Source organism: Limnobacter sp. G6BE5S (genome assembly GCF_058448965.1).
The window spans coordinates 78,437-102,598 of the sequence record NZ_JBZFLM010000001.1 but is presented as its reverse complement, the minus strand read 5'-3'; the positions used below and the strand labels follow the sequence as shown (position 1 = coordinate 102,598).

The window sequence follows — 24,162 nt, the reverse complement described above, 5'->3', positions numbered from 1 at the left end:
CATGCCATGAGTAAAGATGTAGTGATCACCGAGAACTGGCTGGACAGTGTCGGTTTTGATGACAAGGGTTTGGTCAATGTGGTGGCGCAAGACCATGCGTCCAAGCGCGTACTGATGGTGGCCTGGATGAACCGCGAGGCCTTGGAAATTACTGTCAACACGGGTTTTGCAACGTATTTTTCACGTTCGCGCGGTAAGCTCTGGCACAAAGGTGAAGAATCGGGCAACCAGCAAAGGGTCAAGGAAATTCGCCTGGATTGTGATGGCGACGTACTGGTGCTGATGGTTGAGCAAGTGGGTGGCATCGCGTGTCACACAGGTCGTGAAAGCTGCTTTTATTACGCGCTGGAAGGTGCTCAAGGTGAAAGGCCCAAGTGGGTTGCCAAAGACCCTGTGTTGAAAAGCCCTTCCGACATGTACGGCAAAAAATAAGGAATGAACAGGCATGGCTGACCTTGAAAAAGCGTCTGGAGATTTGCTCGAACGTCTAACGCGGGTGTTGGAAGAGCGTAAGCAAGGCAACCCCGAGCAGTCGTATGTGGCGAAGTTGCACCACAAAGGGCAAGATGCAATTCTGAAAAAGATTGGCGAGGAGTCCTGTGAGCTGGTCATGGCTTCTAAAGACCAGAACCCCGACAAAGTGATCGCCGAAACGGCTGACTTGTGGTTTCACAGCATGGTATTGCTGGGCTGGCACGGGCTTCAGGCCTCGGATGTGCTGGCTGAACTTGATCGTCGCATGGGGTTGTCGGGTTTGGTCGAAAAGGCCAATCGACCCAAGTAAAAACACGCAAAAGGGACAAGACATGTCAGATTGTATTTTCTGCAAAATCATCGCTGGGGAAATCCCTAGCAGAAAAGTATATGAAGACGAGGATATCCTCGCGTTTCACGACATCAAACCTGCTGCGCCTGTGCACTTTTTAATTATTCCTAAAAAGCACATTCCCACGCTGACTGATGCCTCTGAGGAGGATATTCCTGTCATGGGAAAAATCATGACAATCGCTGGAAAACTGGCAAAGCAAGAAGGGTGTAACGATGGTTTCCGAACCATTGTCAACACGGGAAGGGTAGGTTGCCAAGAGGTGTATCATGTTCATGTACACATTCTTGGTTCAGATAAGCCATTGGGCGTCATGCTTGGCATGCCAGCCTTGTAACTGATCAAGATTCAGACACAAATCAGGAGTAGATTATGGGTTCATTTAGCATTTGGCACTGGGTAATCGTGCTGGTTATCGTGATGTTGGTGTTCGGCACCAAGAAGCTGCGCAATATCGGCTCGGACTTGGGCGGAGCGGTCAAGGGTTTCAAAGACGGCATGAAAGAAGCCGGTACGGAAGGCGAGCAAAATGCAGCCAAGCTGGCCGATGGCAATGCCAAGAAGTCCGATACGATCGACGTAGAAGCGAAAGAGAAATCTTCCAGCTAATTTCCCTTTTTTGCGGCGTGCAGCATGTTCGACATTGCGTTCTCGGAAATGCTTATCATCGCAGTGATCGCGCTGCTGGTGATAGGTCCTGAAAAATTACCCAAAGTGGCCAAAACCGTTGGCCACTTGTTGGGCAAAGCCCAGCGTTACGTCAGTGACGTCAAGTCTGAAATCAATCGGGAAATGGAAATTGATGAGTTGCGCAAGTTGCAGGCAGAAATGCAAACTGCTGCGCGCAAAGTAGAAGGCGATGTTCAAACCACGCTTCGGGATACTGAATCTGATTTGAACAAATCGGTGAAGTCCATTGAAGATGACATCGCCGAACTGGAAAGCAGCAAACTGGCTGCTGAGACCACCAAGTCATCCACAACACAGTCACCTGCCAAGGCGGCAGATCCAGCGCCAGAGCATGCCGTGGGACCCGCTCCCAAGGTCGAGGCCAAATAACAAGGTGCATGGGTAATGAGTCAGCAAGAAAATTTTGTCAGTCACCTTGTAGAGCTGCGCGACCGTTTGTTGCGCGCTGTAATCGGGTTTTTGATTGTGTTTGTGGCCTTGATGGCCTACCCAGGCGCGGCCTACATTTTTGATTTATTGGCCTTGCCGATTCAAAGTGCATTGCCCGAAGGTACCAAGATGATCGCCACTGGCGTGATCACCCCATTCATGGTGCCGGTTAAGTTGACCGCCATGGTGGCGTTTGTCATTTCTCTGCCTATATTGCTTTACCAGGCTTGGTCTTTTATTGCGCCGGGTTTGTACGTGCACGAGAAAAAAATGGCCTTGCCCATTATTTTCTCCAGCACCGTGCTTTTTTTGCTGGGCATCGCGTTTTGTCACTTCATCGTGTTTGGCAAGGTATTCGCCTTCATTAACGACTTTGCGCCTCAAAGCATCACGCCCGCGCCAGATATCGAGGCCTACATGAGCTTTGTACTGACCATGTTCATGGCCTTCGGCATGACGTTTGAAGTGCCGATTGTGGTGGTTGTATTGGTGTATCTGGGCGTGGTTACCGTTGAGAAACTGGCGGAAGTGCGCGGATATGTCATTGTGGCTGCATTTGTAATTGCTGCCATTGTGACCCCGCCCGACGTGATGTCCCAGTTGTTTCTGGCAATTCCCATTTGCATACTGTACGAAGTGGGCATTTTGTTTGCCAAGGTGATTGGCAAACAGCGTCAGCAAATTATGGAATAAACCGGGTACGAACAGCCCGGTTTTTTTACCGTCGTTTCAGGAAGTCACCGGGCTTGGGTCGAACACCAATCTCAATTGTGATGCTTTCTTTCTTGCCATCCCGCAATAGCTCTACCGATTTTTTCTCACCGGGCGCATAGGCCGCAATCTGATTCAGCATCTGCGTGGTGTCAGCAATCTTTTTGTCGTCCAGTTTCAACAGAATATCGCCCACCTTCAGGCCCGCTTTGTCTGCAGGGCCGTCTTTCACAATGCCGGCAATAATGACACCGTCTTTTTGAGGCAGGTCGAACGCTGAGGCCAGTTCTTCAGTGATGTTTTGCTGTTCTACGCCAATGTAGCCGCGAGTTACTGTGCCTGTGCGCACGATCTGGTTCAGCACACCCTGCACGGTTTTTGCAGGAATGGCAAAGCCGATACCCAAAGAGCCGCCAGAGCGACTGTAAATGGCCGTGTTGATGCCCAAGAGGTTGCCCGCAGTGTCCACCAGCGCGCCGCCCGAGTTACCCGGGTTGATTGCCGCATCGGTTTGGATGAAGTTCTCAAAGGTGTTGATGCCCACGTGGTTGCGACCCAAGGCACTCACAATTCCCATGGTCACGGTTTGGCCCACACCGAAAGGGTTGCCCATGGCCAGCACAACATCGCCCACCCTGACTGCCTCTTCGGCCGCAAATTTCAGGCTGGGCAGGTTGTCGAGTTTGATTCGAAGTACTGCCAGATCGGTTTCCGGGTCGGTTCCTACCAGCTCGGCTTTGGTGGTTCGGCCGTCGTTCAGGCTGACTTCGATTTCATCGGCCGCCTCAACCACGTGCTGGTTGGTCACAATCAGCCCTTCGCTGTTGACGATCACACCCGAACCCAGGCTGGAAGCCTGCTGTTCTTCTTCAAACTGTTCTTCAAGTTCATCCCCGAAAAACTTCCGGATTTCCGGGTCTTCGAAAAAAGGGTGTTTGGGCATGTTGTTGGCCCGTTTGCTGGTGAAAATGTTCACCACCGCGGGCATGGCTTTGTCCACGGCTTCCCGATAGCCGACAACGCCTTGTGGTTGGGCGGTTTGGTAAGCCGGCTTTTGAAGCCAGTTGGGCGTCCATTCAGGGCGCAGCACTTCGGTGATGAAATACAATGCAAGAAGTACGGTTAAGGCCTGAGCGAAGGTCAGCCAGAGTTTTTTCAACATATCAAGAATGCAGGGGTGCGCCGTTGGCTTCAGTGGATCGGAATGTGCTGGAACATGACTTGCGGGAATTGCTGGATCAGGCTCGCATGTCAGATTATTGCCCAAATGGTCTCCAGTTGGAAGGCAGGCCCCAGATTCAACGGGTTCTGACGGGGGTTACAGCCTCGAAAGCGCTTATTGAGCTGGCCGTTGAGTTAAATGCTGACGCCGTTTTGGTACACCATGGCCTGATGTGGAAAGGCGATCCGCAAGTGATCACGGGCTTTCGCAAAAAGCGCCTGCAGTTGGCTCTGGCCCATGGTCTGAATGTATTTGCTTACCATTTGCCGCTGGATAAGCACCCGGAGTTGGGTAACAACGCCCAACTCGGGAAAATGCTCGGTTGGCCCAGTACACGTGTGGTGGGTGACAAAGGACTGATTCACATGGGTGATCTACCTTCGCCCCAGCCTTTGAAAGAATTGGTGGGTCGGGTGTGCAGCGTGCTGGGGCATCATGTTCAAGTTGAGGGAAACGACGATCCGGAACGGTTGGTCAGTACGGTGGCTTGGTGTACGGGCGGCGCGCCGGGTTATGTCGAGGAGGCTGCATTGCAGGGGGCAGACCTGTACCTGACCGGGGAGCTGTCGGAACCGGCTGTTCATGTGGCACGTGAATGCAATGTCAGCTTGTTGGGGGCAGGCCACCATGCAACGGAACGATGTGGCGTGAAGGCCTTGGGCGAATGGATTGCACAGCGCTACGGTATTGAAGTGATTTTCCGGGATTTGTTTGTTGCTGTTTAGATGTTTTCTAATGTATGGCAGCAAATGTATCTGTACATTCAGCATTTGATGGAAATTCTCCCCAAAACTGTTCCTTGTTTTCAGCTTGCTGGGGTACAATCTCCGGTTGCATGGATCACTGGATTTTACTTTCGGGGTTATTTTGATGAGCAATAATCAACCTGTAGACAAAGAACGTCGCGTATGGATGATCGCTTGCGGCGCAGCGGGTGGTGTAGCGGCTGCGGCAACTGGTGGCGCGTTTCTGACTTCAATGGCACCCTCCGAGCGCGCGAAAGCAGCCGGTGCGCCCGTTGAGCTTGATATTTCTGGCATGCAGCCAGGCGACATGAAAACTGTCGAATGGCGCGGAAAGCCAGTTTGGGTGGTTCGCCGTGATCCTGAAATGCTCGAGGCTTTGCCCGAGCTGAATGATCAATTGGCCGATCCCAATTCCGAGCGCAGCCCTGATCAATTGACTCCAGAGTATGCACGCAACGTTCATCGCTCAATCAAGCCCGAATATTTGGTGGCGGTGGGTATTTGCTCACATTTGGGCTGCTCGCCCTCTGCCCGTTTTGAGCCAGGTCCCCAGCCGAGCTTGCCTGATGACTGGCAAGGCGGCTTCTTCTGTCCTTGTCACGGTTCAACCTTCGACCTGGCCGGCCGCGTATATGCTGGCAAGCCAGCACCGGACAATCTGGAAGTGCCACCCCACAAATATTTGTCAGACACCAGGTTGTTGATCGGTGTAGACGAGAACAACGCCTGACATCTGAGAGCGAGGAGTAGTAATTATGGCGGCAGACAAAAAAGTCGAAACGACAGGCGTGTTGGGCTGGATTGACCAGCGCTTTCCCCTGACATCGACCTACAAAGCGCATTTGTCCGAGTACTATGCGCCCAAAAACTTCAACTTCTGGTACTTCTTTGGCTCACTGGCCTTGTTGGTACTGGTCATTCAAATCGTGACTGGTATTTTCCTGGTCATGCACTACAAACCCGATGCGGCCAAGGCTTTCCAGTCTGTGGAATACATCATGCGTGATGTGCCTTGGGGCTGGCTGGTGCGTTACATGCACTCCACAGGCGCTTCCATGTTCTTCGTGGTGGTTTATCTGCACATGATGCGTGGCCTGTTGTATGGCTCTTATCGCAAGCCCCGTGAGCTGATCTGGATCTTCGGTGTTGCAATTTTCCTGTGCCTGATGGCTGAAGCATTCTTTGGCTACCTGTTGCCATGGGGTCAAATGAGCTACTGGGGTGCGCAGGTAATCGTAAACCTGTTCTCGGCAATTCCTGTTATTGGCCCCGATTTGGCCATCTGGATTCGCGGTGATTATGTGGTTTCCGATGCAACCTTGAACCGCTTCTTCTCTTTCCACGTCATCGCCATTCCGTTGGTATTGCTCGGCTTGGTGGCAGCTCACCTGGTGGCTTTGCACGAAGTGGGTTCAAACAACCCCGATGGAGTTGAAATCAAGGAAAAGAAGGGCGCTGATGGCAAGCCTTTGGACGGTATTCCATTCCACCCCTACTACACAGTGCACGACATTCTTGGTGTGGGCGTATTCCTGATGGTGTTCTCCGCCATTGTGTTCTTCGCTCCCGAGATGGGTGGTTACTTCCTGGAATACAACAACTTCATTCCGGCTGACCCACTGAAGACGCCTGCTCACATTGCACCGGTGTGGTATTTCACACCGTTCTACTCCATTCTTCGCGCCATCACATTCCCGTTCCTGGGGCTGGATGCGAAATTCTGGGGTGTAGTGGCCATGGGTGGTGCGGTTGTGATCCTGTTCTTCCTGCCTTGGCTGGACAAGAGCAAGGTGAAGTCAATCCGTTATCGCCCAGCGCTGCACAAGTGGATTTATGCGGTGTTTGTGATCAACTTCATTGTGTTGGGTTACCTGGGTGTGAAGCCGCCATCAGACATTGGTCAAATCGTTTCCCAGATCGGTACCCTGTATTACTTCCTGTTCTTCCTGGCCATGCCATGGTGGTCCAAGCTTGGAACATTCAAGCCTGTGCCCGACCGTGTTGTGTTTCAACCGCACTAAGTCATGCGCACTGAGCTGACTGGACGACGAACTGGACAAGATAGGGATTAAATAATGAAAAAACTACTGGCTTTGTTGGCGCTTGTTCCTTCACTGGTTTTCAGTGCGGGCAGTAACTATCCTCTGGATAAAGCGCCTGATCTGACGAATGACATGGCAGCGCTTCAGCGCGGTGCCAAGTTGTTCTCTAATTATTGTTTGAATTGTCACTCTGCTGAAAGCATGCGTTACAACCGCTTGCGCGACATCGGTTTGACAAACGAGCAGATCAAGGAAAACCTGATGTTTGCCACCGAGAATGTGGGCGACACCATGACCATTGCAATGGATGCCAAAGATGCCAAGAAGTGGTTTGGTGCGGCTCCTCCCGATCTGTCATTGATCGCGCGTTCACGCGCATCTTCAAACGGCCCCGGTGCTGATTACATCTACACCTATTTGCGCACCTATTACCGCGACCCATCCAAGCCAACAGGCTGGAACAATATGGCCTTCCCGAATGTGGGTATGCCTCATGTGCTGTGGGAATTGCAGGGCGAGCGAATCGCCAAGTACGAAGAGGTGGCTGATCCGCATGATGCAGAAAAGAAAATCCAGCGGTTCGTTGGATTCGAGCAGACAAAACCTGGCACCATGAATCAGGTTGAATATGATCAGGCCATGGCCGACCTCACCAGTTTTCTGGTGTTTATGGCCGAGCCTGTGCGCGAAGATCGCTTCAAGTTGGGCGTAATTGTGCTGTTGTTCTTTGGCGTGTTTACCATTTTTGCATGGCGCTTGAACGCCGCATACTGGAAAGACATCAAGTAAGCTATTTGGCTTAATCGTGTACAGGCTGGGGCGTTTGCTCGCCCCGGCCATTTTTTGTTTTGGGATGACAACATTATGATGGTTCTTTACTCTGGAACGACTTGCCCGTTTTCTCAACGTTGCCGGTTCGTTTTGCATGAAAAAGGCATGGATTTCGAGATCAAGGACATTGACTTGTTCAATCGGCCTGATGACATCAGTGTGATGAATCCTTACAGCCAGGTGCCAATTTTGGTAGAACGTGATTTGATTCTGTATGAATCAAACATCATCAATGAATACATTGATGAACGTTTTCCGCATCCTCAGTTGATGCCTGCCGATCCAGTCATGCGTGCTCGCACCCGTCTGTTTCTGTTCAACTTTGAGCGCGAACTTTTTCAACACGTGAGTGTGTTGGAGAAAGCTGGCAATCCAAAGGCAATGGACAAAGCCAAATCGGCCATTCGCGAACAACTCACACAATTGGCGCCCGTGTTCTTGAAAAGCAAGTACATGTTGGGTGAAGAGTTTTCAATGCTGGACGTTGCTTTGGCCCCCTTGTTGTGGCGCCTGGAGCACTACGGTATTGAACTACCCAAGTCTGCCGCACCACTGATGAAGTACGCTGAGCGTATTTTTGCCAAGCCCGCATTTATTGATGCATTGACACCCTCTGAGAAGGTGATGCGTCGTTAATTGGATGCGGATTGAGTAGCAAGCCAGAAACGTCGAGGACAAAGCAGTGACTGAAGTATCTACAAAGCCTTATTTGATTCGAGCCATTCACGAATGGTGCGTCGACAATGGCTACACGCCATACCTTGCCGTTGCTGTGAACGAGAAAACCCAAGTGCCCAAAGAATTTGTGAAGGCCGGGGAGATTGTGTTGAATACTTCTCCCTTGGCGACGAACAAATTGAATTTGGGCAACGAAGCGGTTGAGTTCGAAGCACGGTTCGGCGGCGTGGTGCGCGAGATTTTTGTGCCGATTGAGCAGATCAGTGCTATTTATGCCCGTGAAAACGGCCATGGTATGGCGTTTGAAGTGCTCAAGCCATTGGCCGAGATTGAGGGTGATGGTAATGAGGCAGTTCAGTTTGTTCTTGATGAAGACGACGAGCCGGTCTCTGACGATTCGGGTGCCAAGCCAGCAGGTTTGCGCTCTGTTTCAGGTGTTTCAGAGGACTCTAAGCCATTGTCTGTAACTAAATCAGATAAATCTGATGAAAAAACACCAAAAAAACCCGGTCAGAAGAAAAAGAATCATCTGACTCGAGTAAAATAGCGCTTCTCTTAAGTGCCGCTTTAGCTCAGTTGGTAGAGCAACCGCCTTGTAAGCGGTAGGTCGTCAGTTCGAATCCGACAAGCGGCACCATTCTTCTCCCGGTATCTCGGGAAATCATCTTGGTTTGTTTTTGTTTTGAATGCGCCACATTCGGATTTCTTGTCAACTCGGTGTGGGTTACTTGTTTCGAATGTCATTGGCGACTTTTTCGCTGAACTTGAAGGGTCGCCGCTGCCCGAAAACTTGGCATTTCGGCCTGTCTGCTTGAGTCTGCACTAAGCCAAGCCCTCCAAAAGTAACGGTCGGGTCTTGTCTTTCGCGCATGGGCGCGATCGTTTGTCTCGGCGCGCCAAGCCGGTAAGTTTTCTGACTGGTCATCGTGCGACCACTTGCAAGTTCAGCTCAGCGTCACCGACCTCCGCGTCACCGACCTCAGCGTCTTTCTACCACCGTCGCCGATTGGGCTATTAAACCAGCTGACAAGCAAGCAACACCCAATGCCGACCGCGCTTAAACCCTTTACACTGTGCGCATTGAATTCAATGCAGCCAAACACCATGCCCAAACCCAAGAAGAATCCCTTAGACGCATTGGAGCTTAAGCCAGGCCAGTCGATTGAACTGTTGAAGGCGCTGCACATTGTGACGCGTGATGGCGGGATTAACCAAGACAGCCGAAGGAAGCTGAAGCAGGTGTACCACCTGACTCATTTTATTGAGCCGCTGATTGAAGACGTGCGCAAAGCCAATGACGGTGGCATGTACCTGGTCGATCATGGCGCAGGAAAATCCTATCTTGGTTTCATTTTGTACGACTTGTACATTAAGCAAAATCCGGAAGGGGCGGTGGTGGCGGGCGTTGAAACCCGACAGGAGTTGGTGGACAAGTCGAATACGCTTGCGGAACATCTTGGCTTTGATACGGGTATGCAGTTTATTAATTTGCCAGTGGCGCAGACCACAGATCACCCTGATTTGCCTGAAACAGTCGACATTGTCACTGCGCTTCACGCCTGCAACACGGCCACCGATGATGCAATTTCATTTGGTTTGAAAAAACAGGCGAAGTTCATGGCGCTGGTGCCGTGTTGCCAGGCGGAGGTGGCTACTCATTTGCGCAAGAACAAAGCCAGTCAACTCGGCAAAACCAGTTTGGTCGAAATGTGGCGTCACCCGCTGCACACTCGCGAGTTTGGTAGTCAGTTAACCAATGTGTTGCGTTGTTTGCAACTGGAGGCACATGGTTACCAAGTGACGGTGACAGAGCTGGTGGGGTGGGAGCACTCGATGAAGAACGAGCTGATTATTGCAAAAAAACACCAGCGGTCGAATCCAAAGGCGGCCCAACGATTGCACGATATGTTGACGGAGCTTGGATTGGACGGAGAAGAGGGCTTGCAGCAACGTTTTCACGTACCTGCCTGAGCTATTGATTCGTTAGTTGGTGTTTCTCAAACCTTGCCACTCGTTGCGCTGCGTATTGGGCAGCCCCAGGAGTTGCAGGGCGTGTTGAGCTGTGTCGGTGACCATGGCATCGATACTGGCAGGGCGCTGGTACAGCGCAGGCACGGGTGGCATGACAATGCCGCCCATTTCAGTCACGCTGACCATGTTGCGCAAGTGGGCCAGGTTCAGTGGCGTTTCGCGGGGTAGTAACACCAGGCGACGTCGTTCTTTCAGCACCACATCGGCTGCGCGGGTAATTAAGTTATTTGACAAGCCATGTGCCACGGCTGCTAGCGTGTGCATGGAGCAAGGTGCAATCACCATGCCCATGGACGGGTAAGACCCACTGGCGATGCAGTTGCCCACTTGTTTTGGCGAGTGCACGACGTGTGCTTTGGCTTCAATTTCATCTTTGGTCAAATCGCTTTCGCTGGCCAGCGTGAGCCAGCCCGAAGAAGACACCACCAAATGAATTTCCGTGTCGCCACGTGCCCGCAGTAAATCAAGGATTTTCAGGCCATATAAGGCGCCACTGGCACCTGTGATGGCAACCGTGATCGATTGTGTGAACTGTGGGGGAAGGGTGCTGCTCAAGATGGGGTGCCCGGAAGTGGCCGCATTGCGATTGACGCGGCCAGTGTCACTATTTACTCCGATTGCGTGGAGGCGTTCGCTGCTGCGATCAATGCTTTCAATTCGCCGTTTTGATACATCTCGGTCATGATGTCGCAACCGCCCAAAAACTCGCCGTTCACATACAGCTGTGGGATGGTTGGCCAGTTGGCGTATTCTTTGATGCCTTGACGAATTTCGGGGTCGTCCAGTACGTTCACTGTGACTACTTTTTCCGCTTCGCAGGCTTTCAGGATTTGAATGGCGCGACCAGAAAACCCGCACATGGGGAACTGGGCTGTTCCTTTCATGAACAAAACCACGGGGTGGCTGGTGACGGTTTCGTGAATGGAATCGCGAACGCTCATAAAACTTCCTTTCAAAGAGATAAATTGCTACAACCCTGTAGTGTAATGGATGTGGGTATAAAACGCTCGTTTTCAATGCCTTGCGTGCATTTGCTGTGCAAATTAGATGTGGGCAAATACAAAACGGGGGGTACCGGCCAAATCGGGCAAGCCCTGAACATGCACATATGGCGGCTGGGAGAACAAGGCTTTCACTGCTTGTTGCTGGTTATAACCGTGTTCTACGAGTACACCGCCGCCTGCGCGCAACAGGCTTGGGCTGTGCCGGGCTATTTCACGGTAAAAGTGAAGGCCGTCTCCGCCGTCGGTCAAGGCTTGTTTGGGCTCGAACCGCAAGTCACCTTGCGAAAGGTGTTCGTCGCCCTGTTCAATGTAGGGCGGGTTGCTGCAAACCAGGTCAAAGGCCAGTGGTGGCGTTTGATTCAACAGATTCGCAAACAGGTCAGATTGTACAAAACGCACATTTTTTGCACCCAGTTCATTGGCATTGTATTGCGCAACCCAGAGCGCGTCGGCCGAGATGTCGGTGGCTGTTATTTCGAGTATGGGGTTTTCAAGCGCGAGTGATAATGCGATGGCGCCACTGCCGCAGCCAATGTCGAGTACGCGCGTCAGCAGGTTCTCGGTGGATTTGCTTTGTAGAAAGCCCAGTGCGTGTTCAACCAGTTCTTCGGTTTCCGGGCGGGGAATCAGCACGCGGGAATCAACAAAAAAGTTGCGGGAGTAAAATTCTTTTTGTTGCACAAGGTAGGCGATGGGTTCGCCATGTTGGCGTTTGGCTGCCAGCGATTTAAATGCGCTGAGCTGATCCATGGGTAATGCCCGATTGCCTTTGGTGACCAGGTTCACACGGTCAAAGCCGGTGATAAAGGTCATTAATACTCGAAGTTCGCTGGCTGGCAACCCGGTCTCTTCGCGGGTTTGTTGCAATACCGATTCAATGGTGGGTTGGGGCAATGTACTCATTCTTTGGCGGTTATTTCAGCCAGCAGTTCTGCTTCGTGGAAGGCTGTCAGGCCGTTCATCAGGTCAGTTAAATCCCCGTCCATGATGTAGTCGAGTTTGTACAGGGTCAAGTTGATCCGGTGGTCGGTCATGCGCCCCTGTGGGAAGTTGTAGGTGCGTATGCGCTCGGAGCGGTCGCCAGAGCCAACCAGGCTGCGCCGCTCGGAAGCTTCTGCGGCCTGTCGCTCACGGTCGATTTTGTCCTGAAGGCGAACATTCAGCACTTTCATGGCCTTGGCCTTGTTTTTGTGCTGGCTGCGTTCGTCCTGGCATTCCACCACAAGGCCAGTGGGCAGGTGGGTGATTCGCACCGCCGAGTCGGTTTTGTTGATGTGTTGACCTCCTGCGCCGCTGGCGCGGTAAGTGTCGATTCGCAAATCGGCCGGGTTAATTTCAACGACTTCTGCTTCGTCGGGTTCGGCCATCACGGCGACAGTACAGGCTGAGGTGTGAATACGTCCCTGGCTTTCGGTGGCAGGCACGCGTTGAACGCGGTGACCGCCCGATTCAAATTTCAGGTGTTTGTACACATTCTCGCCAGCCAGGCGGACAATCACTTCTTTGTAGCCACCCAATTCCGATTCACTGGCGCCCATGATTTCTATTTGCCAACCTTGACGCTCAGCGTAGCGGGTGTACATGCGAAACAGGTCGCCAGCAAACAGGGCTGATTCATCGCCCCCCGTGCCAGCCCGAATTTCAAGCATGGCATTGCGGTGGTCGTTGGGGTCTTTGGGTAGCAACAGGCGTTGAAGATCGGCTTCGAGTTGCGCCAGTTTGGTTTCGTTCTGGGCAATTTCTTCGCGGGCCATGTCGCGCATGTCGGGGTCGGAAAGCCATTCGCGAGCGGTGTTCAGGTCGGCTTCCAGGCTTTGATATTCAGCAAAGCGCTCGGTGGCAGGCAGCAACTCAGAGCGTTCACGCGTGATGGCTTTGAACTGCACCATGTCGTTGGCAGCATTCTGTGACGACAAAAAATCTTCAAGGTCGGCAAGGCGCTCGGCAAGGCGCGTTAGCCGGTTCCGCATGCTGTCTTTCATCTATTTGTCGGTATTTTTAATGTTGAATAGCTGGGGTAGCCACTTTAACAGGGCTTCGCGTTCAGCCGGGCTGGCTTGGTGCAAGGCTTGCATGGGGCCGTGCATGAATTTGGCGCTCATGCGGTGGGCCATCAGTTGAAGCACTTCATCTGCTGGAGTGCCTTTGGCAAGCTGTTTACGGGCATGGTCCAGTTCTAGTTGGGCGATGTCGTCGGCTTTCTGGTGAATGTCTTGTATGGTGGGGACCAGCGAGCGTTCGCTCATCCAGCGCATAAACCCCTGAACTTGCGACTCAATAATGGCTTCGGCCTGTTCGACAGCGGCTGCGCGTTGTTCTCGGCCTTCCTGAACAATTTGGCTCAGGTCGTCAACACTGTAGAGGAAGACGTCGTCGAGCTTGCTGACCTGGGCTTCGATGTCGCGTGGCACTGCAAGGTCGAGCATGAAGATGGGTTCGTGTTTGCGCTTTTTGCAGGCTGCTTCAACCATGCCCAGACCAATGATGGGCAAAGTGCTGGCAGTGCAGGAAATCACGATGTCGCTTTTCGCAAGTTGCTCGGGCACTTGTGCAAGGCCAATGACACTGGCTCCATGGGTTTGGGCCAGTTGGTTGGCACGGTCTGCACTGCGGTTGGCAATGGTGATGCTTTTTGGGTTTTGTGCAGCAAAGTGGGTGGCACACAGCTGGATCATTTCGCCTGCGCCGATGAACAGCACATTGCGTTTGCTGAGGTCACCGAAAATACGGCTGGCCAGTTTCACGGCAGCGGAGGCCATGGACACCGAGTGTGCGCCAATCTCGGTGTGCGAGCGCACTTCTTTGGCCACAGAGAACGTGCGCTGGAAAAGCTGATGCAGCATTTGGCCCAGCGTACCCGCTTCTTCGGCGGTGCGGGCGGCTTGCTTCATTTGGCCCAGAATTTGAGCTTCGCCCAGCACCATGGAGTCGAGCCCGCTGGCCACCCGAAAGGCGTGTCGCACCACTTCCTGTTGCGGCAGTATGTACAGGTGCGGGCCAAGTTCGGTGGTGGGAATGTTGCGGTTGGTTGCGAGCCATTCCAGCAAGTCGGTTTTGAGCTGTTCAATGTTGCTGGCTGCGCAATACACTTCTGTGCGGTTGCAGGTAGAAAGAATGGCCGCTTCAGGGGCTTGAACACGGTGCGCCAGTGCGCGCAAGGCCTCTTGCAATTGTTCGGCCGGAAACGCCAAGCGCTCGCGAAGTGCGAGCGGTGCGGATTGATAATTCAGGCCGACTGCGAAAAGCTCCATAATACCTACTGGGCGGAAAACCCTTCATTATAACCCGCTATGGCGAATACGCCCTCAATCGTTCTCGGCGAGTTGGCGTTTGATTTTTGCGAGGTCAGCCGATTTGCCTTCGTGATCAACTTGCTCCAACTTGTAACCAAAGCCGTACACGGGTGTTAATCTGAAACCTTGTTCTGGCCGCAAAGCCAGCTTGGAGCGCACGCGGGATATGTGAGTGTCCATGGTTCGGGAGGGCAAGTCGGTGTCGCGCCCCCACACGGTTTCCTGAATGTGTGAACGTGACAGTGGTTTGCCCAGATTGCGAAATAGCAACAAGGCCAAGTCGAATTCTTTCTGGGTCATGACCACGCGTTTGGTGTGGCGCACGATGGTTGAAAACTTGGGATGAAATTCCAGGTCGGTAATTTCAAATACCTCGGGCGCGGTCAGTTCAGGGTAGGCGCGACGCAACAGGGCATTGACACGGGCAACCAGTTCGCCGCGACGAATGGGTTTGATCATGTAGTCATCAGCCCCTGCGTTAAGGGCTTCAACAATATTCTCTTCGTCTGTTTTTGAGGTAATAAAGAGTACGGGTACTTTGATGTGCAGTGTGTCGCGGATCCAGTGCATCACCTTGGGGCCTGAGCTGTCGGGCAACACCCAATCGAGCAGCACCAAGTCGAAACTGTCGCGGTACAGCGCAGTCTGGAAGCTTTTGAATGTGGCAAAGCAATGGCATTTGTGGTTTACGGATTCGAGCACCCAGCGCAACATTTCGCTTTGTGTCAGGTCGTCTTCAAGAATGGCGATGCGCATGGGTGTGGCTCCTGCTTTTGGGATATTGTTACCACAATGTTAATTTGTGTGTTGACAGTTTAATCCTTTAAACAGACTGTGAAACACAATGTTGCTTTTTTGTTAAATTGCAGACGGGACTGATTTATCAATCAGGAATCCGAACGCTTTCCTGTTCCAGCTTCATGGCGTGGGTGGCGTGGGCGCCAGCAAAAATGACCGCCACGATGCGAAGCGCCTTGTCATAAATGGCCTGCCGTTGATCGGGCTTCTCGACATATTCAACGGCCATGAACAGCACATTTTGAGCCAAGACCTCGAGCACTTCGATCATTTCTTCTTTGGGCAGGCCCGGCAGCAGGGCGGCAATTCGATTGTCGCTGCAAATGTCTTCACTAATCGCTCGAATTGTTTTCTTCAGTCCATCCCGCATGCGCTCAAGGGCACCGAATGCCTCGGAAGCGCCAACCACTACGGGCTTTGGGTTCTCTGCAGCCCAATCGAAGAATCGTTTCACAAGCATGGGGCGGATGTCGAGGTCTGCTTCTTTGGCGGTACTCATGCGTACTTCAGTGAAGGCGTCCAGTACAGCTTTTTCTACTTCCAGAATGACCGCCGTGCCGAGGTCGGCCAGGTCTTCGAAGTGGCGGTAAAAAGCGGGTGCAGACAGTTTCGCCTCGCGGGTAATTTCGCGAATGCCAAGGCTGGAGAAACTTCGCCTTTGATAGCTCAGGTTTAGCGCAGCCTCAATAAGCCGGGTGCGTCCATGGACGGTTGATGCAGAGGATGTCATAAGCGACTGATTATAACCAAAACCCGAACAGCTGTTATGAATCCGTGATTTAGAAGTTTTATCCAATTGATGACAAAGGGTATTGACGAGCATGTTAACAGTTGTTAACATGCGAAGCATCAGGGATAGACCAAGCCCCACACTCAATAATCAGAGGGCACTTTTGAACGGGAGACCTCACATGTTGCATTACCTTAAATTCACAACATTTCCTGTGATCGCCATTGGCGTCATGCACGCCATGATGCAAGGCGGTGCCTGGATGTACACCGGTATTGCCGCTTTGGTATTGGTGGTTGCACTGGGTGATATTTTGTTGCCAGACGACCGCAGTGAACCACGCATGGAGGGGGAGTTTTTTCTGAACCTGATGCTGTGGCTGACCCTGCCGATTTTGATGTGGGTGACGTTGTGCTTCACTTGGGCGGTGGGGCCTGTGGACGTGTTGGGCATTGACGGGTTCATGAAAAGTACCTTTGGGTATGATCGTTTGCAGTTGCAGGCTGACACCACGTGGTACCAGTGGTTTGTTGGTGCAGTGGCCGGAGCGTTCTTGTTTGGTGCTGGCGGCACAAACGTGGGCCACGAGTTGACCCACAGAACCTACAGCCTGCGCGATATGATTTTGGGACGATGGATGCTGGCGTTTACTTGCGATGCTTCCTTTGCGATTGAGCATGTGTACGGCCACCACAAAAACCTGGGTACACCCGCTGACCCAGCCACGGCGCAGCGCGGTGAAAATGTGTATGGCTTTGTACTGAAAAGTACCATTGGCGGTTACAAGTCGGCATGGAGACTGGAAAAGCAGCGTTTGGCGAAGTTCAACCGGTCGGTGTGGAACCCTGTTCACAGCCGCATGATGCGTGGCAATTTGATGAGTCTGAGTTTGTTTGCCGCTTCGTTTTACATCGGCGGCTGGGTTGGCATGGTGATGTTCTGGATCATGAGTGCGGGCGGCAAAACCCTGCTTGAAATCGTGAACTACATGGAGCATTACGGCATTGTTCGTCGCCCGGAAGACAAGGTAGAGCCACGCCACAGCTGGAATACCAATGCCTCGGTATCGACAGCACTGTTGTATGCGCTGACACGCCATTCACACCACCATGCTGAGGCAGACCAGGAATACTGGAACTTGCGCAGTTATCGCCATGCGCCCATGTTGCCAACGGGATATTTAGGAACAATTTTGCTGGCCTTGGTGCCACCGCTGTACAAAAAGGCAATGACACCTTTGCTGAATCACTGGGATGAAACTTTCGCTACGCCTGAAGAGAAAAAACTGGCCATTGAGGCCAGTGTAAAAAGTGGAATGAAAGGTTTGAAGTCGGCTCAGTTGGGGCAGCAAGCCAACCAACAATTCAACCGCGCTGCAGCGTAAAAGGAGAGAACCATGAAATTGCTTGAATGGTTTGGATTGCAGGGTGGCGCAGCGGCTGGCAAGAGAGGGAAGGTGACTCACAAGGTGAGTGTGGCCCCGGGTGGTCAAAGTTTTGAAGTAGAGAAAGGTCGCAAGGTGATTTTGAATTCGGCGTTGTCGGCTGGTTTGGGGTTTCCGCACAACTGCAGGGTGGGTAGCTGTACCCAGTGCAAGTGCAAACTGAAAAGCGGCAAAGTGCGTGAACTGACCGACTCCAGTTATGTGTTGAGTGCTGAGGACTTGAAAGCAGGCATGATTTTGGCCTGCCAGTCGATTCCGGAAACCGATCTGGAAATTGAGGTGGAATTGACTTCGGGCGGTGATCGACTGGTGGAAACGCGCGGCACGATTGTGGGTCAAAAAGATTTGACGCACGACATCGTTGAGTTGCGTGTTGCGCTGGATGACCCCATGCCTTTCAAGGCGGGTCAGTATGCCGAAATTCGTTTGGAAGAGTTTAGCTTGTCGCGCAACTACAGCTTTGCCATGGCACCCAAAGGGCAAGAAGCCAATGAACTGGTTTTCCATGTTCGAAAAGTGCCAGGTGGTAAATTCACTGAGTGGTTGTTTGCTGCCAACCGACAGGAAACCCGACTTAGCATGAGTGGTCCGTTTGGCGATTTTTATCTGCGTTCGGCCGAAGGTGAAAAACCAGCGCCGATTGTGTGTGTTGCAGGTGGCAGTGGCATGGCGCCAATTTTAAGTTTGCTGGATCAGGCCAAATGGGCGGGTGAAACACGCGATGCAGTTTATTTGTTCGGTGCACGCACCCAGCAGGATTTGTATGCGGAGGAAGAAATTGCTCGCATTCAACAGGGTTGGCGCGGTTCGCTGAATTTTAAGCAGGTGTTGTCTGAAGAACCCGTGAACACAAGCTGGGCAGGTGCGCGTGGTTATGTCACAGACGAATTGGACAAGCTTCAGTTGAACTGGTCGGAAGTTCAAGCTTACTTGTGTGGTCCGCCCGCGATGATTGATGCGGCAATCGCAAAATTTTCCAAGCTGGGCGTAAAAGCTGTAAATATCCGTTATGACAAGTTTGAGTGACAATCAGTGAAGTAATAAAAAAGCCACCGATGAGGTGGCTTTTTTATTGCACCAGTTTTTGAGTCAAACAGGTAAATTGCCGGTGATTGCATCAAGCGGCAAAGTGTCGGCGGGGTTGGGCGCTGAGCCAATTGGCAGCGATCCCAAGGCGTCGAACAAAGGGTCTGAAATCACTGATAGCGGGGTGTCACCCAAGGCATCGGCCAGTGGATCCAGTACGGCATCCAGCGGCGTGCCGGTCGTGCCTTCGTCAACTGGGGCTTCTGGCTCGTCTGGGTTGTCTACAGGTTCTTCGGGTTCTTCTGGCTCTTCCGGGTTCTCAGGATTCCCCGGATTTTCATTTTCGTCTGGGTTGTCGGGGTTATCTACCGGTTCTGTGGTTTCATCACCGTTGTCCACGCGCACATCGGTGAATGCAGAACCTTCTGCATTGGTGTCGTCTCCGGAGGATGCAGCTAGCGCTGCCACACCTACGCCACCACCAATGGCGGTGGCAATGCCGCTGACACTGCCTGCTGTGCCTGCTGATAGAAGACCTGCCCCAACCAGGCCACTGAAGCCAGTGCCGGCGTCGGCTAGCAAGACTGCACCGTCTGTGCCTTCGCTGATTGCGAAGAGCTCGACGCCTTCGGTCAAAGAGGTTACTTCAATCACTCCGCCTTGCGCAGCGGAGTTGGTGGCAATTTGAGCGGCTGATTCTGGGGCCAGGGTAACCAGTGAGTCGGCTTGTCCTGTGCCTTGTCCCGGTAATTCAATGTCAACAGCTACCAAGTCTTTGTTTTGAAGAACGTCGCCAGCAAGAATTGCATCGCCTTGGCGCAAGGTGAGTTGCTCGCCTTGGCGTTGAACCAAAAGTTTGTCTGTCTTGGAGGCAATGGTGCCAATTTTTGCGGCCGTGCTCATGAGGTGATGTCCGTTGAGTTGTCGGTAAAGTTATTATTTTTACTGCGTTGTGCATTGATTTGGATTCAAATAAAAAACCCCTCCGAAGAGGGGTTTTTTGGTTTGCTCAGTGTGTGATTAACCGAGTCCGCCTGTCAGTGGGCTGATTGCGTCCTGAAGCGGGGCTGTTACAGTGCTGATGGGTGTGCCATCTGCCGCGCCAAGCAAGTCGTCTACTGGAGAAGTGTCGCCACCACCCATCACTGCTTCAGCCAATGGGTCGACAACAGCGTCCAGCGGGGTTCCGGTGGTGCCGCCTGTGTCGTCACCGCCACCTGCCACTGCATCAGCCAATGGATCGAGAACAACATCCAGCGGGGTTCCTGTGGTGCCACCTGTGTCGTCACCGCCACCTGCCACCGCATCAGCCAATGGATCGAGAACAACATCCAGAGGGGTTCCAGTGGTGCCGCCTGTGTCGTCACCGCCACCTGCCACTGCTTCGGCCAATGGGTCGAGAGCAACATCCAGCGGAGTTCCGGTGGTGCCGCCTGTGTCATCACCGCCACCCATCACAGCTTCTGCCAATGGATCGAGAACAACATCCAGCGGAGTTCCGGTGGTGCCGCCTGTGTCACCGCCGCCTGTGTCGTCACCACCGCCGGACAATGCATCACTGATTGGGTCGGTCACAGCTTCAAGGGGGGTATTCGCACCGACATCATCAATCACGCCAGCCACGTTTTCAGCAAACACGGCGGGGTCCGAGTTGTCCATCAAGGCATCGGTTAGTGGTGACAATGGTGTTTCTGGTGTTTCACCGCCGCCGTCCAATGCACCTGTAAGTGGATCGAGTACAACATCCAGAGGTGTACCAGTTGTACCGCCTTCCTCGGGAGGAGGTTCTTCTGTATCGGGGGTGCTCTCGCCGCCCAGCAATGTGCCGACTGTCGTGATCAGTTCCTCGCCTGGGCCGGCCATTTCCGAATTGTCGATAATCGCATCACCTCCATCAGAGATGCCAGATGACAAGGCCGACACGACCATGTCAGACACGGCTGATGTTGCTGGATCAAGAGGTGCAAGCGCACTGTCTTCATTGGTCAAGTCCGTGAGGCCTTCACCAGCTTCGTCCAGGGTGCCGCTCAAACCTGTCGAGCCACCTGATTCTTCATCGGTGCCAACGATTGGTGCGAGGATTTCCGAGGTCAGTGGGCTCAGTTGGCTTTCGTCAGCCGCGAGCGTATCGCCGACACTGCTTAAGCCTGAGGCAACGCCATCGGTGCCGTCCTCTTCGCTGTAGCCGAGTGTCTGAGCCAATGGGTCAACCACTGGGTCAAGCGGAGTTTCTTCCGCACCTTCAGCCAAGCCTTGTGAAAGATTGCTGACTACGCCTACCAAGCCTTCTTGGTCATTGGTGTAGCCCTCTTGTGGCTGACCTATTGTTTCAGTCAAGACCGGTGACAAGCCGGATGGATCATCTTCGGATGCGCTTGCAATCCCGTCGGAAACTGTGGTCAGTCCGTCGGCCAGTGCGCCTGTCGCAGCGGTCAATGGAGCCAAGGGGGTTTCTTCCAAACTTTGGTTCAAGGAATCAATACCGCCGATCAGGCCAGATGTGTCGCCGTCTGCATCGCTGTCGGAATCAGAGTCGCTGTCGGAGTCAGAATCGCTGTCGGAGTCAGAATCGCTGTCGGAATCAGAGTCGCTGTCGGAGTCAGAATCGCTGTCGGAGTCAGAATCGCTGTCGGAATCAGAGTCGCTGTCGGAATCAGAGTCGCTGTCGGAGTCAGAATCGCTGTCGGAGTCAGAATCGCTGTCGGAGTCAGAATCGCTGTCGGAGTCAGAATCGCTGTCGGAATCAGAATCGCTGTCGGAGTCAGAATCGCTGTCGGAGTCGGAGTCGGAGTCGGAGTCGGAGTCGGAGTCGGAGTCGGAGTCGGAGTCGGAGTCGGAGTCGGAATCGCTGTCGTCGCTGGGGTCGACGGTGGTGGTTGTGTCATCGCCATCATCACTTAAGGCCAGCGCGCCAAGGGCTGCGCCACCAATTGCTGCGCCCACGCCAGCGCCTGCACTGCCGCCTGCCAACAAACCAGCACCAACCAGGCCGGACATGGTTCCTTCGTACGGAGTCAGAATGGCGGAACTCACATCGTTGTCGATGTCATACAGTTCAACGCCTTCGCTAAGAGCAACTACTTCAGTACGCGTAGCGCCATCTGCAACTGTAGAGGCAATTTGCTCAAGCTTCGCAGATGCATTCGGTGCCAATTGCAGCAGGGTATCGCCGTGTCCGGCTGACACTGCTGGCATCAAGACTTCAGCAGTTTGTGTTCCAGTGTTGGTGACCACATCGTTCCACTTCAGTGCGTCGCCTTGGGTGAGGTTTACAATTTGGCCACCACGTTCAACTTGCAGGCCACCTGCTGTTTTAATAATGCCCACATTGGGATTTGCGTTTTCCATGATTTTAAGTTCCTTGGCGCTAGAGAGTTTGTTCGGCAAGTTCACTGCTATAAGCGTTTTACTCACAGTGGTTTCAATTGGATTCAAGAAACTGAAAATATCCGCCGGAATATATTTGCTTCTCGGGCAAGGGTTGGTTTAATTGTTAAATTGATGTGTAAATTTTTTGAATGAATTGTTTGTGGATATGGATAAATAAGGTTTTTTGTGCCGCATTGTCTTTGTGAAATCCATGCTGTTTTTCATTTTAGAATCTCAGAAAACGGCATCTTTTTGCGTGCAATTCTGTAAGTGAAGAGCAGGGGTGGGGACTCATTTGGGTAGGGGGTTCTTAGAATTATTCCGATAACAAATTTCTGATTTAAATTGTTGGCTGAGTAATTTATTCAGGACAAGCGTAAATTTCTGCATTTTTATTTGATATTTCAGTCTGACCATTTCTTGATGCCTTTTTGGGGTGTCAAAGTATCAACTCGGGAAGCGTTGACCAATCTGTCCAGGGAAGCATGAGGAAGTTTTTGAGTAAGCACAAATCTCCGGTTGTGCGGTGGCTTTGTATCGCATTCAGTTCAATGGTTCTGCAGCTTGGCACCGTGCAGGCGCAGGATATAGTCACGGAGTTTGCGCCCCCGGTGGTTAATTATCAGGTTCCGGATGAATTCAGGGATTTGATTGAGCGGTCTACCCGACAAATTCGGTCGACTGCGCAGGTCAATGACAACGGGGACGCTTGGCAATTATTCCGGAGATTGAGGCCTGCTATTCGCGACGCGTTGGGTACCCAGGGGTATTTCTCCCCATCGATTCAACGAATGGTTGATGACACGATTCCAGAGGACGAAGCGCCTCCGTTAAACATCACAATTGCACCTGGGGTGCAGAGCAAAGTGATCTCTGTTGACATCGAGTTTGATGGAGAGATCAACAAAGATGAATTTACTGCAAGGCGTGAGCGCCTTAAGACCTTGTGGCTGCTGGGGGTTAATCAGCCCTTTAATCAATCAGATTGGAGCGCTAGCAAAGACAACCTTCTACGTGATCTGCTGGCCAAAGATTTCGCGGCCGCTACTCTTTCTGAAAGTTTGGCCAATGTGGACCCGGAAAACAACACGGTTGCGTTGAGCGTTGTGTATGACAGTGGGCCAGTGTTCACTTTCGGAGAGCTGCAAATTGAAGGATTGACCAAGTATCCCAAGGATCTGGTTTCGCGTTACAACACGATTCGTCCAGGTGACCGGTATGAACAGGAGCGTTTGCTGCGGCTATTGTCGGATCTTCAAGGCACCACTTACTTTTCGGCTGTGGATGTGAAAATTGATGCGGATGATCGTCAGCCGCGCAACGTTCCCATTGACATCACTGTGATGGAGAGCGACAGCAAGCGTCTCGGGTTTGGTGCAGGTTACAGCTCCAATACTGGATTTAGAACTGAAGCGACTTATCAATATAACAATCTGTTTGATCGGGCTTATTCACTGGTGACTGGCGTTCGATTGGAGCAAAAACGTCAATCTGCCTATGCAGACCTGTTTCTTCCTCCGTCAAAGCGCGGGATAACTGATTCTGTGGGTGTGGCGTTTGACCACCAGGAAATATCGAATCTGGAGGTTGACCGTTCCTCGGTTGGCGCTATCCGGGAATTCAACAAAGGCAACAATGAGTATCGGCTTGGCTTGAATTTTCAGCTTGAGGAGCGAAGGGCGTTGGGTGTGAATTTTGGACAAACGCAAGCCCTCGTTGCAAGTTCTTCGTGGCTGCGAAACGCGGTAGATAGCCGTTTGAATCCCACCGAGGGCTATATTGTTTTTAGTCAATTGGCGGTAGCCTCTGAACAGTTTGCTTCTGATCAGGATTTTATTCGCTTGTACTCGCGGGCACAAAAATTCTGGTCGCCATCCCGGGAGAATCTGTTCTCTGCAAGGTTCGAGGCCGGTACGGTGGTGGCCAGCGCCCGGCGCGATATTCCCCAAGACTATTTGTTTCGCGCGGGCGGCACCAATAGCCTGCGTGGATTCGATTTTCTTGATCTGGGTGTAATTGATCAAGGAATTTTGGTGGGTGGTCGACGTTTGATGATTGGCAGCCTGGAGTACACACGCTGGTTTGATGGTGGACCACTTGGTGCGGCGGTTTTCACCGATGTGGGCGATGTATCAGACAACTGGAGCGACTTTGATCCCAAACCGGCCATTGGTGTTGGCGTTCGCTACAAAACACCGGCAGGTCCGATTGCTTTTGATGTGGCCAAAGCAGCCGATCAGGATAATCTGAGAATACATTTTGCGCTGGGGGTGGCATTTTGAAGCGCGGGGT

Annotated in this window: 26 protein-coding genes and 1 tRNA gene; 17 read left to right on the top strand and 10 right to left on the bottom strand. The window is 52.4% G+C overall.

What is annotated here, in order from left to right; genetic code table 11:
• The first annotated feature begins 6 nt into the window (after positions 1-6).
• Genes hisI through tatC form a run of 6 tightly spaced genes read left to right on the top strand, consistent with a single transcriptional unit; the run spans position 7 to position 2,638 of the window.
• Positions 7-432, top strand: coding sequence for a phosphoribosyl-AMP cyclohydrolase (gene hisI, locus ACVL1J_RS00455; protein WP_341237249.1), 426 nt, complete (start codon positions 7-9; stop codon positions 430-432).
• Positions 433-445: 13 nt separating this feature from the next.
• Complete coding sequence (locus ACVL1J_RS00450; protein WP_159568182.1) at positions 446-784, top strand: phosphoribosyl-ATP diphosphatase; 339 nt, start codon at positions 446-448, stop codon at positions 782-784.
• Between the two features lie 22 nt (positions 785-806).
• Positions 807-1,163, top strand: coding sequence for a histidine triad nucleotide-binding protein (locus tag ACVL1J_RS00445; protein ID WP_159568183.1), 357 nt, complete (start codon positions 807-809; stop codon positions 1,161-1,163).
• A gap of 35 nt (positions 1,164-1,198) precedes the next feature.
• Positions 1,199-1,435, top strand: coding sequence for a Sec-independent protein translocase subunit TatA (gene tatA, locus ACVL1J_RS00440; RefSeq protein ID WP_159568184.1), 237 nt, complete (start codon positions 1,199-1,201; stop codon positions 1,433-1,435).
• Between the two features lie 24 nt (positions 1,436-1,459).
• Positions 1,460-1,885: a Sec-independent protein translocase protein TatB gene (gene tatB / locus ACVL1J_RS00435; RefSeq protein WP_341237250.1), complete on the top strand. Its 426-nt coding sequence runs from the start codon at positions 1,460-1,462 to the stop codon at positions 1,883-1,885.
• 15 nt (positions 1,886-1,900) lie between these two features.
• On the top strand, positions 1,901-2,638 hold the full coding sequence (gene tatC, locus ACVL1J_RS00430; protein ID WP_341237251.1) for a twin-arginine translocase subunit TatC: 738 nt from the start codon (positions 1,901-1,903) through the stop codon (positions 2,636-2,638).
• Positions 2,639-2,663: 25 nt separating this feature from the next.
• Here the strand turns inward: tatC and ACVL1J_RS00425 are convergent, their stop codons facing one another.
• Complete coding sequence (locus ACVL1J_RS00425) at positions 2,664-3,818, bottom strand: Do family serine endopeptidase (protein ID WP_341237252.1); 1,155 nt, start codon at positions 3,816-3,818, stop codon at positions 2,664-2,666.
• A 32-nt stretch (positions 3,819-3,850) separates the two neighbouring features.
• On the opposite strand from ACVL1J_RS00425, the gene ACVL1J_RS00420 reads away from it, so the two are divergent.
• The 8 genes from ACVL1J_RS00420 to ACVL1J_RS00385 all read left to right on the top strand — a co-directional run bounded on the left by ACVL1J_RS00420 (position 3,851) and on the right by ACVL1J_RS00385 (position 10,146).
• Positions 3,851-4,603 (top strand): Nif3-like dinuclear metal center hexameric protein, encoded by a 753-nt coding sequence (locus ACVL1J_RS00420; RefSeq protein WP_491665107.1) that lies wholly within the window; start codon positions 3,851-3,853, stop codon positions 4,601-4,603.
• Positions 4,604-4,748: 145 nt separating this feature from the next.
• The gene (gene petA / locus ACVL1J_RS00415; RefSeq protein WP_341237254.1) at positions 4,749-5,354 is read left to right on the top strand and encodes a ubiquinol-cytochrome c reductase iron-sulfur subunit; all 606 of its coding nucleotides are present in this window, start codon (positions 4,749-4,751) and stop codon (positions 5,352-5,354) included.
• 25 nt (positions 5,355-5,379) lie between these two features.
• Positions 5,380-6,645: a cytochrome b gene (locus ACVL1J_RS00410; RefSeq protein ID WP_159568189.1), complete on the top strand. Its 1,266-nt coding sequence runs from the start codon at positions 5,380-5,382 to the stop codon at positions 6,643-6,645.
• A 54-nt stretch (positions 6,646-6,699) separates the two neighbouring features.
• A complete protein-coding gene (locus ACVL1J_RS00405) occupies positions 6,700-7,455 on the top strand; it encodes a cytochrome c1 (protein ID WP_341237255.1) in 756 nt (251 codons plus the stop codon).
• A 75-nt stretch (positions 7,456-7,530) separates the two neighbouring features.
• The gene (locus ACVL1J_RS00400; protein ID WP_138515675.1) at positions 7,531-8,133 is read left to right on the top strand and encodes a glutathione S-transferase N-terminal domain-containing protein; all 603 of its coding nucleotides are present in this window, start codon (positions 7,531-7,533) and stop codon (positions 8,131-8,133) included.
• Between the two features lie 46 nt (positions 8,134-8,179).
• Complete coding sequence (locus tag ACVL1J_RS00395; RefSeq protein ID WP_341237256.1) at positions 8,180-8,722, top strand: ClpXP protease specificity-enhancing factor; 543 nt, start codon at positions 8,180-8,182, stop codon at positions 8,720-8,722.
• A gap of 14 nt (positions 8,723-8,736) precedes the next feature.
• Positions 8,737-8,812, top strand: a tRNA-Thr gene (locus ACVL1J_RS00390).
• Positions 8,813-9,279: 467 nt separating this feature from the next.
• Entirely contained in the window at positions 9,280-10,146 is an 867-nt protein-coding gene (locus ACVL1J_RS00385) for a class I SAM-dependent methyltransferase (protein WP_341237257.1), read from the top strand.
• Between the two features lie 12 nt (positions 10,147-10,158).
• Here ACVL1J_RS00385 and ACVL1J_RS00380 read toward each other — a convergent pair whose 3' ends face one another.
• The 7 genes from ACVL1J_RS00380 to ACVL1J_RS00350 form a co-directional block, all read right to left on the bottom strand.
• A complete protein-coding gene (locus ACVL1J_RS00380; RefSeq protein ID WP_341237258.1) occupies positions 10,159-10,761 on the bottom strand; it encodes a UbiX family flavin prenyltransferase in 603 nt (200 codons plus the stop codon).
• A 53-nt stretch (positions 10,762-10,814) separates the two neighbouring features.
• Positions 10,815-11,147: a Grx4 family monothiol glutaredoxin gene (grxD, locus tag ACVL1J_RS00375; RefSeq protein ID WP_341237259.1), complete on the bottom strand. Its 333-nt coding sequence runs from the start codon at positions 11,145-11,147 to the stop codon at positions 10,815-10,817.
• Between the two features lie 102 nt (positions 11,148-11,249).
• Positions 11,250-12,113 (bottom strand): peptide chain release factor N(5)-glutamine methyltransferase, encoded by an 864-nt coding sequence (gene prmC, locus ACVL1J_RS00370; RefSeq protein ID WP_159568194.1) that lies wholly within the window; start codon positions 12,111-12,113, stop codon positions 11,250-11,252.
• Complete coding sequence (gene prfA, locus ACVL1J_RS00365) at positions 12,110-13,192, bottom strand: peptide chain release factor 1 (protein ID WP_159568195.1); 1,083 nt, start codon at positions 13,190-13,192, stop codon at positions 12,110-12,112. Before prfA ends, prmC begins: the two co-directional genes overlap by 4 nt.
• A complete protein-coding gene (hemA, locus tag ACVL1J_RS00360) occupies positions 13,193-14,461 on the bottom strand; it encodes a glutamyl-tRNA reductase (RefSeq protein ID WP_159568196.1) in 1,269 nt (422 codons plus the stop codon).
• A gap of 54 nt (positions 14,462-14,515) precedes the next feature.
• Entirely contained in the window at positions 14,516-15,259 is a 744-nt protein-coding gene (locus ACVL1J_RS00355) for a response regulator transcription factor (RefSeq protein ID WP_159568197.1), read from the bottom strand.
• A gap of 127 nt (positions 15,260-15,386) precedes the next feature.
• Positions 15,387-16,031 (bottom strand): TetR family transcriptional regulator, encoded by a 645-nt coding sequence (locus ACVL1J_RS00350; RefSeq protein ID WP_341237260.1) that lies wholly within the window; start codon positions 16,029-16,031, stop codon positions 15,387-15,389.
• 181 nt (positions 16,032-16,212) lie between these two features.
• Between ACVL1J_RS00350 and ACVL1J_RS00345 the strand changes: the two genes are divergently transcribed.
• Positions 16,213-17,415, top strand: a complete 1,203-nt coding sequence (locus tag ACVL1J_RS00345) for an alkane 1-monooxygenase (protein WP_341237261.1) — start codon at positions 16,213-16,215, stop codon at positions 17,413-17,415.
• Between the two features lie 12 nt (positions 17,416-17,427).
• Positions 17,428-18,501: a 2Fe-2S iron-sulfur cluster-binding protein gene (locus ACVL1J_RS00340; RefSeq protein ID WP_159568200.1), complete on the top strand. Its 1,074-nt coding sequence runs from the start codon at positions 17,428-17,430 to the stop codon at positions 18,499-18,501.
• A 63-nt stretch (positions 18,502-18,564) separates the two neighbouring features.
• Here the strand turns inward: ACVL1J_RS00340 and ACVL1J_RS00335 are convergent, their stop codons facing one another.
• A complete protein-coding gene (locus tag ACVL1J_RS00335) occupies positions 18,565-19,404 on the bottom strand; it encodes a hypothetical protein (RefSeq protein WP_341237262.1) in 840 nt (279 codons plus the stop codon).
• A 117-nt stretch (positions 19,405-19,521) separates the two neighbouring features.
• Complete coding sequence (locus ACVL1J_RS00330) at positions 19,522-21,849, bottom strand: hypothetical protein (RefSeq protein WP_491664997.1); 2,328 nt, start codon at positions 21,847-21,849, stop codon at positions 19,522-19,524.
• Positions 21,850-22,421: 572 nt separating this feature from the next.
• Here ACVL1J_RS00330 and ACVL1J_RS00325 point away from each other — a divergent pair.
• Positions 22,422-24,152 carry an autotransporter assembly complex protein TamA gene (locus ACVL1J_RS00325; protein ID WP_341238163.1) on the top strand — a complete coding sequence of 577 codons (1,731 nt, stop codon included), beginning with the start codon at positions 22,422-22,424 and terminating at the stop codon, positions 24,150-24,152.
• Positions 24,153-24,162 lie beyond the last annotated feature (10 nt).

Excerpts from the sequence above, each read along its gene's own strand:
- ACVL1J_RS00425 (WP_341237252.1), bottom strand. The coding sequence starts at position 3,818 with ATGTTGAAAAAACTCTGGCTGACCTTCGCTCAGGCCTTAACCGTACTT.
- ACVL1J_RS00345 (WP_341237261.1), top strand. The coding sequence starts at position 16,213 with ATGTTGCATTACCTTAAATTCACAACATTTCCTGTGATCGCCATTGGC.
- ACVL1J_RS00350 (WP_341237260.1), bottom strand. The coding sequence starts at position 16,031 with ATGACATCCTCTGCATCAACCGTCCATGGACGCACCCGGCTTATTGAG.
- ACVL1J_RS00355 (WP_159568197.1), bottom strand. The coding sequence starts at position 15,259 with ATGCGCATCGCCATTCTTGAAGACGACCTGACACAAAGCGAAATGTTG.
- ACVL1J_RS00410 (WP_159568189.1), top strand. The coding sequence starts at position 5,380 with ATGGCGGCAGACAAAAAAGTCGAAACGACAGGCGTGTTGGGCTGGATT.
- tatA (WP_159568184.1), top strand. The coding sequence starts at position 1,199 with ATGGGTTCATTTAGCATTTGGCACTGGGTAATCGTGCTGGTTATCGTG.
- ACVL1J_RS00325 (WP_341238163.1), top strand. The coding sequence starts at position 22,422 with ATGGTTCTGCAGCTTGGCACCGTGCAGGCGCAGGATATAGTCACGGAG.
- ACVL1J_RS00385 (WP_341237257.1), top strand. The coding sequence starts at position 9,280 with ATGCCCAAACCCAAGAAGAATCCCTTAGACGCATTGGAGCTTAAGCCA.
- ACVL1J_RS00400 (WP_138515675.1), top strand. The coding sequence starts at position 7,531 with ATGATGGTTCTTTACTCTGGAACGACTTGCCCGTTTTCTCAACGTTGC.
- ACVL1J_RS00405 (WP_341237255.1), top strand. The coding sequence starts at position 6,700 with ATGAAAAAACTACTGGCTTTGTTGGCGCTTGTTCCTTCACTGGTTTTC.
- grxD (WP_341237259.1), bottom strand. The coding sequence starts at position 11,147 with ATGAGCGTTCGCGATTCCATTCACGAAACCGTCACCAGCCACCCCGTG.
- hisI (WP_341237249.1), top strand. The coding sequence starts at position 7 with ATGAGTAAAGATGTAGTGATCACCGAGAACTGGCTGGACAGTGTCGGT.
- hemA (WP_159568196.1), bottom strand. The coding sequence starts at position 14,461 with ATGGAGCTTTTCGCAGTCGGCCTGAATTATCAATCCGCACCGCTCGCA.
- ACVL1J_RS00330 (WP_491664997.1), bottom strand. The coding sequence starts at position 21,849 with ATGGAAAACGCAAATCCCAATGTGGGCATTATTAAAACAGCAGGTGGC.
- tatB (WP_341237250.1), top strand. The coding sequence starts at position 1,460 with ATGTTCGACATTGCGTTCTCGGAAATGCTTATCATCGCAGTGATCGCG.
- petA (WP_341237254.1), top strand. The coding sequence starts at position 4,749 with ATGAGCAATAATCAACCTGTAGACAAAGAACGTCGCGTATGGATGATC.
- ACVL1J_RS00335 (WP_341237262.1), bottom strand. The coding sequence starts at position 19,404 with ATGAGCACGGCCGCAAAAATTGGCACCATTGCCTCCAAGACAGACAAA.
- tatC (WP_341237251.1), top strand. The coding sequence starts at position 1,901 with ATGAGTCAGCAAGAAAATTTTGTCAGTCACCTTGTAGAGCTGCGCGAC.
- ACVL1J_RS00450 (WP_159568182.1), top strand. The coding sequence starts at position 446 with ATGGCTGACCTTGAAAAAGCGTCTGGAGATTTGCTCGAACGTCTAACG.
- prmC (WP_159568194.1), bottom strand. The coding sequence starts at position 12,113 with ATGAGTACATTGCCCCAACCCACCATTGAATCGGTATTGCAACAAACC.
- ACVL1J_RS00340 (WP_159568200.1), top strand. The coding sequence starts at position 17,428 with ATGAAATTGCTTGAATGGTTTGGATTGCAGGGTGGCGCAGCGGCTGGC.
- prfA (WP_159568195.1), bottom strand. The coding sequence starts at position 13,192 with ATGAAAGACAGCATGCGGAACCGGCTAACGCGCCTTGCCGAGCGCCTT.
- ACVL1J_RS00445 (WP_159568183.1), top strand. The coding sequence starts at position 807 with ATGTCAGATTGTATTTTCTGCAAAATCATCGCTGGGGAAATCCCTAGC.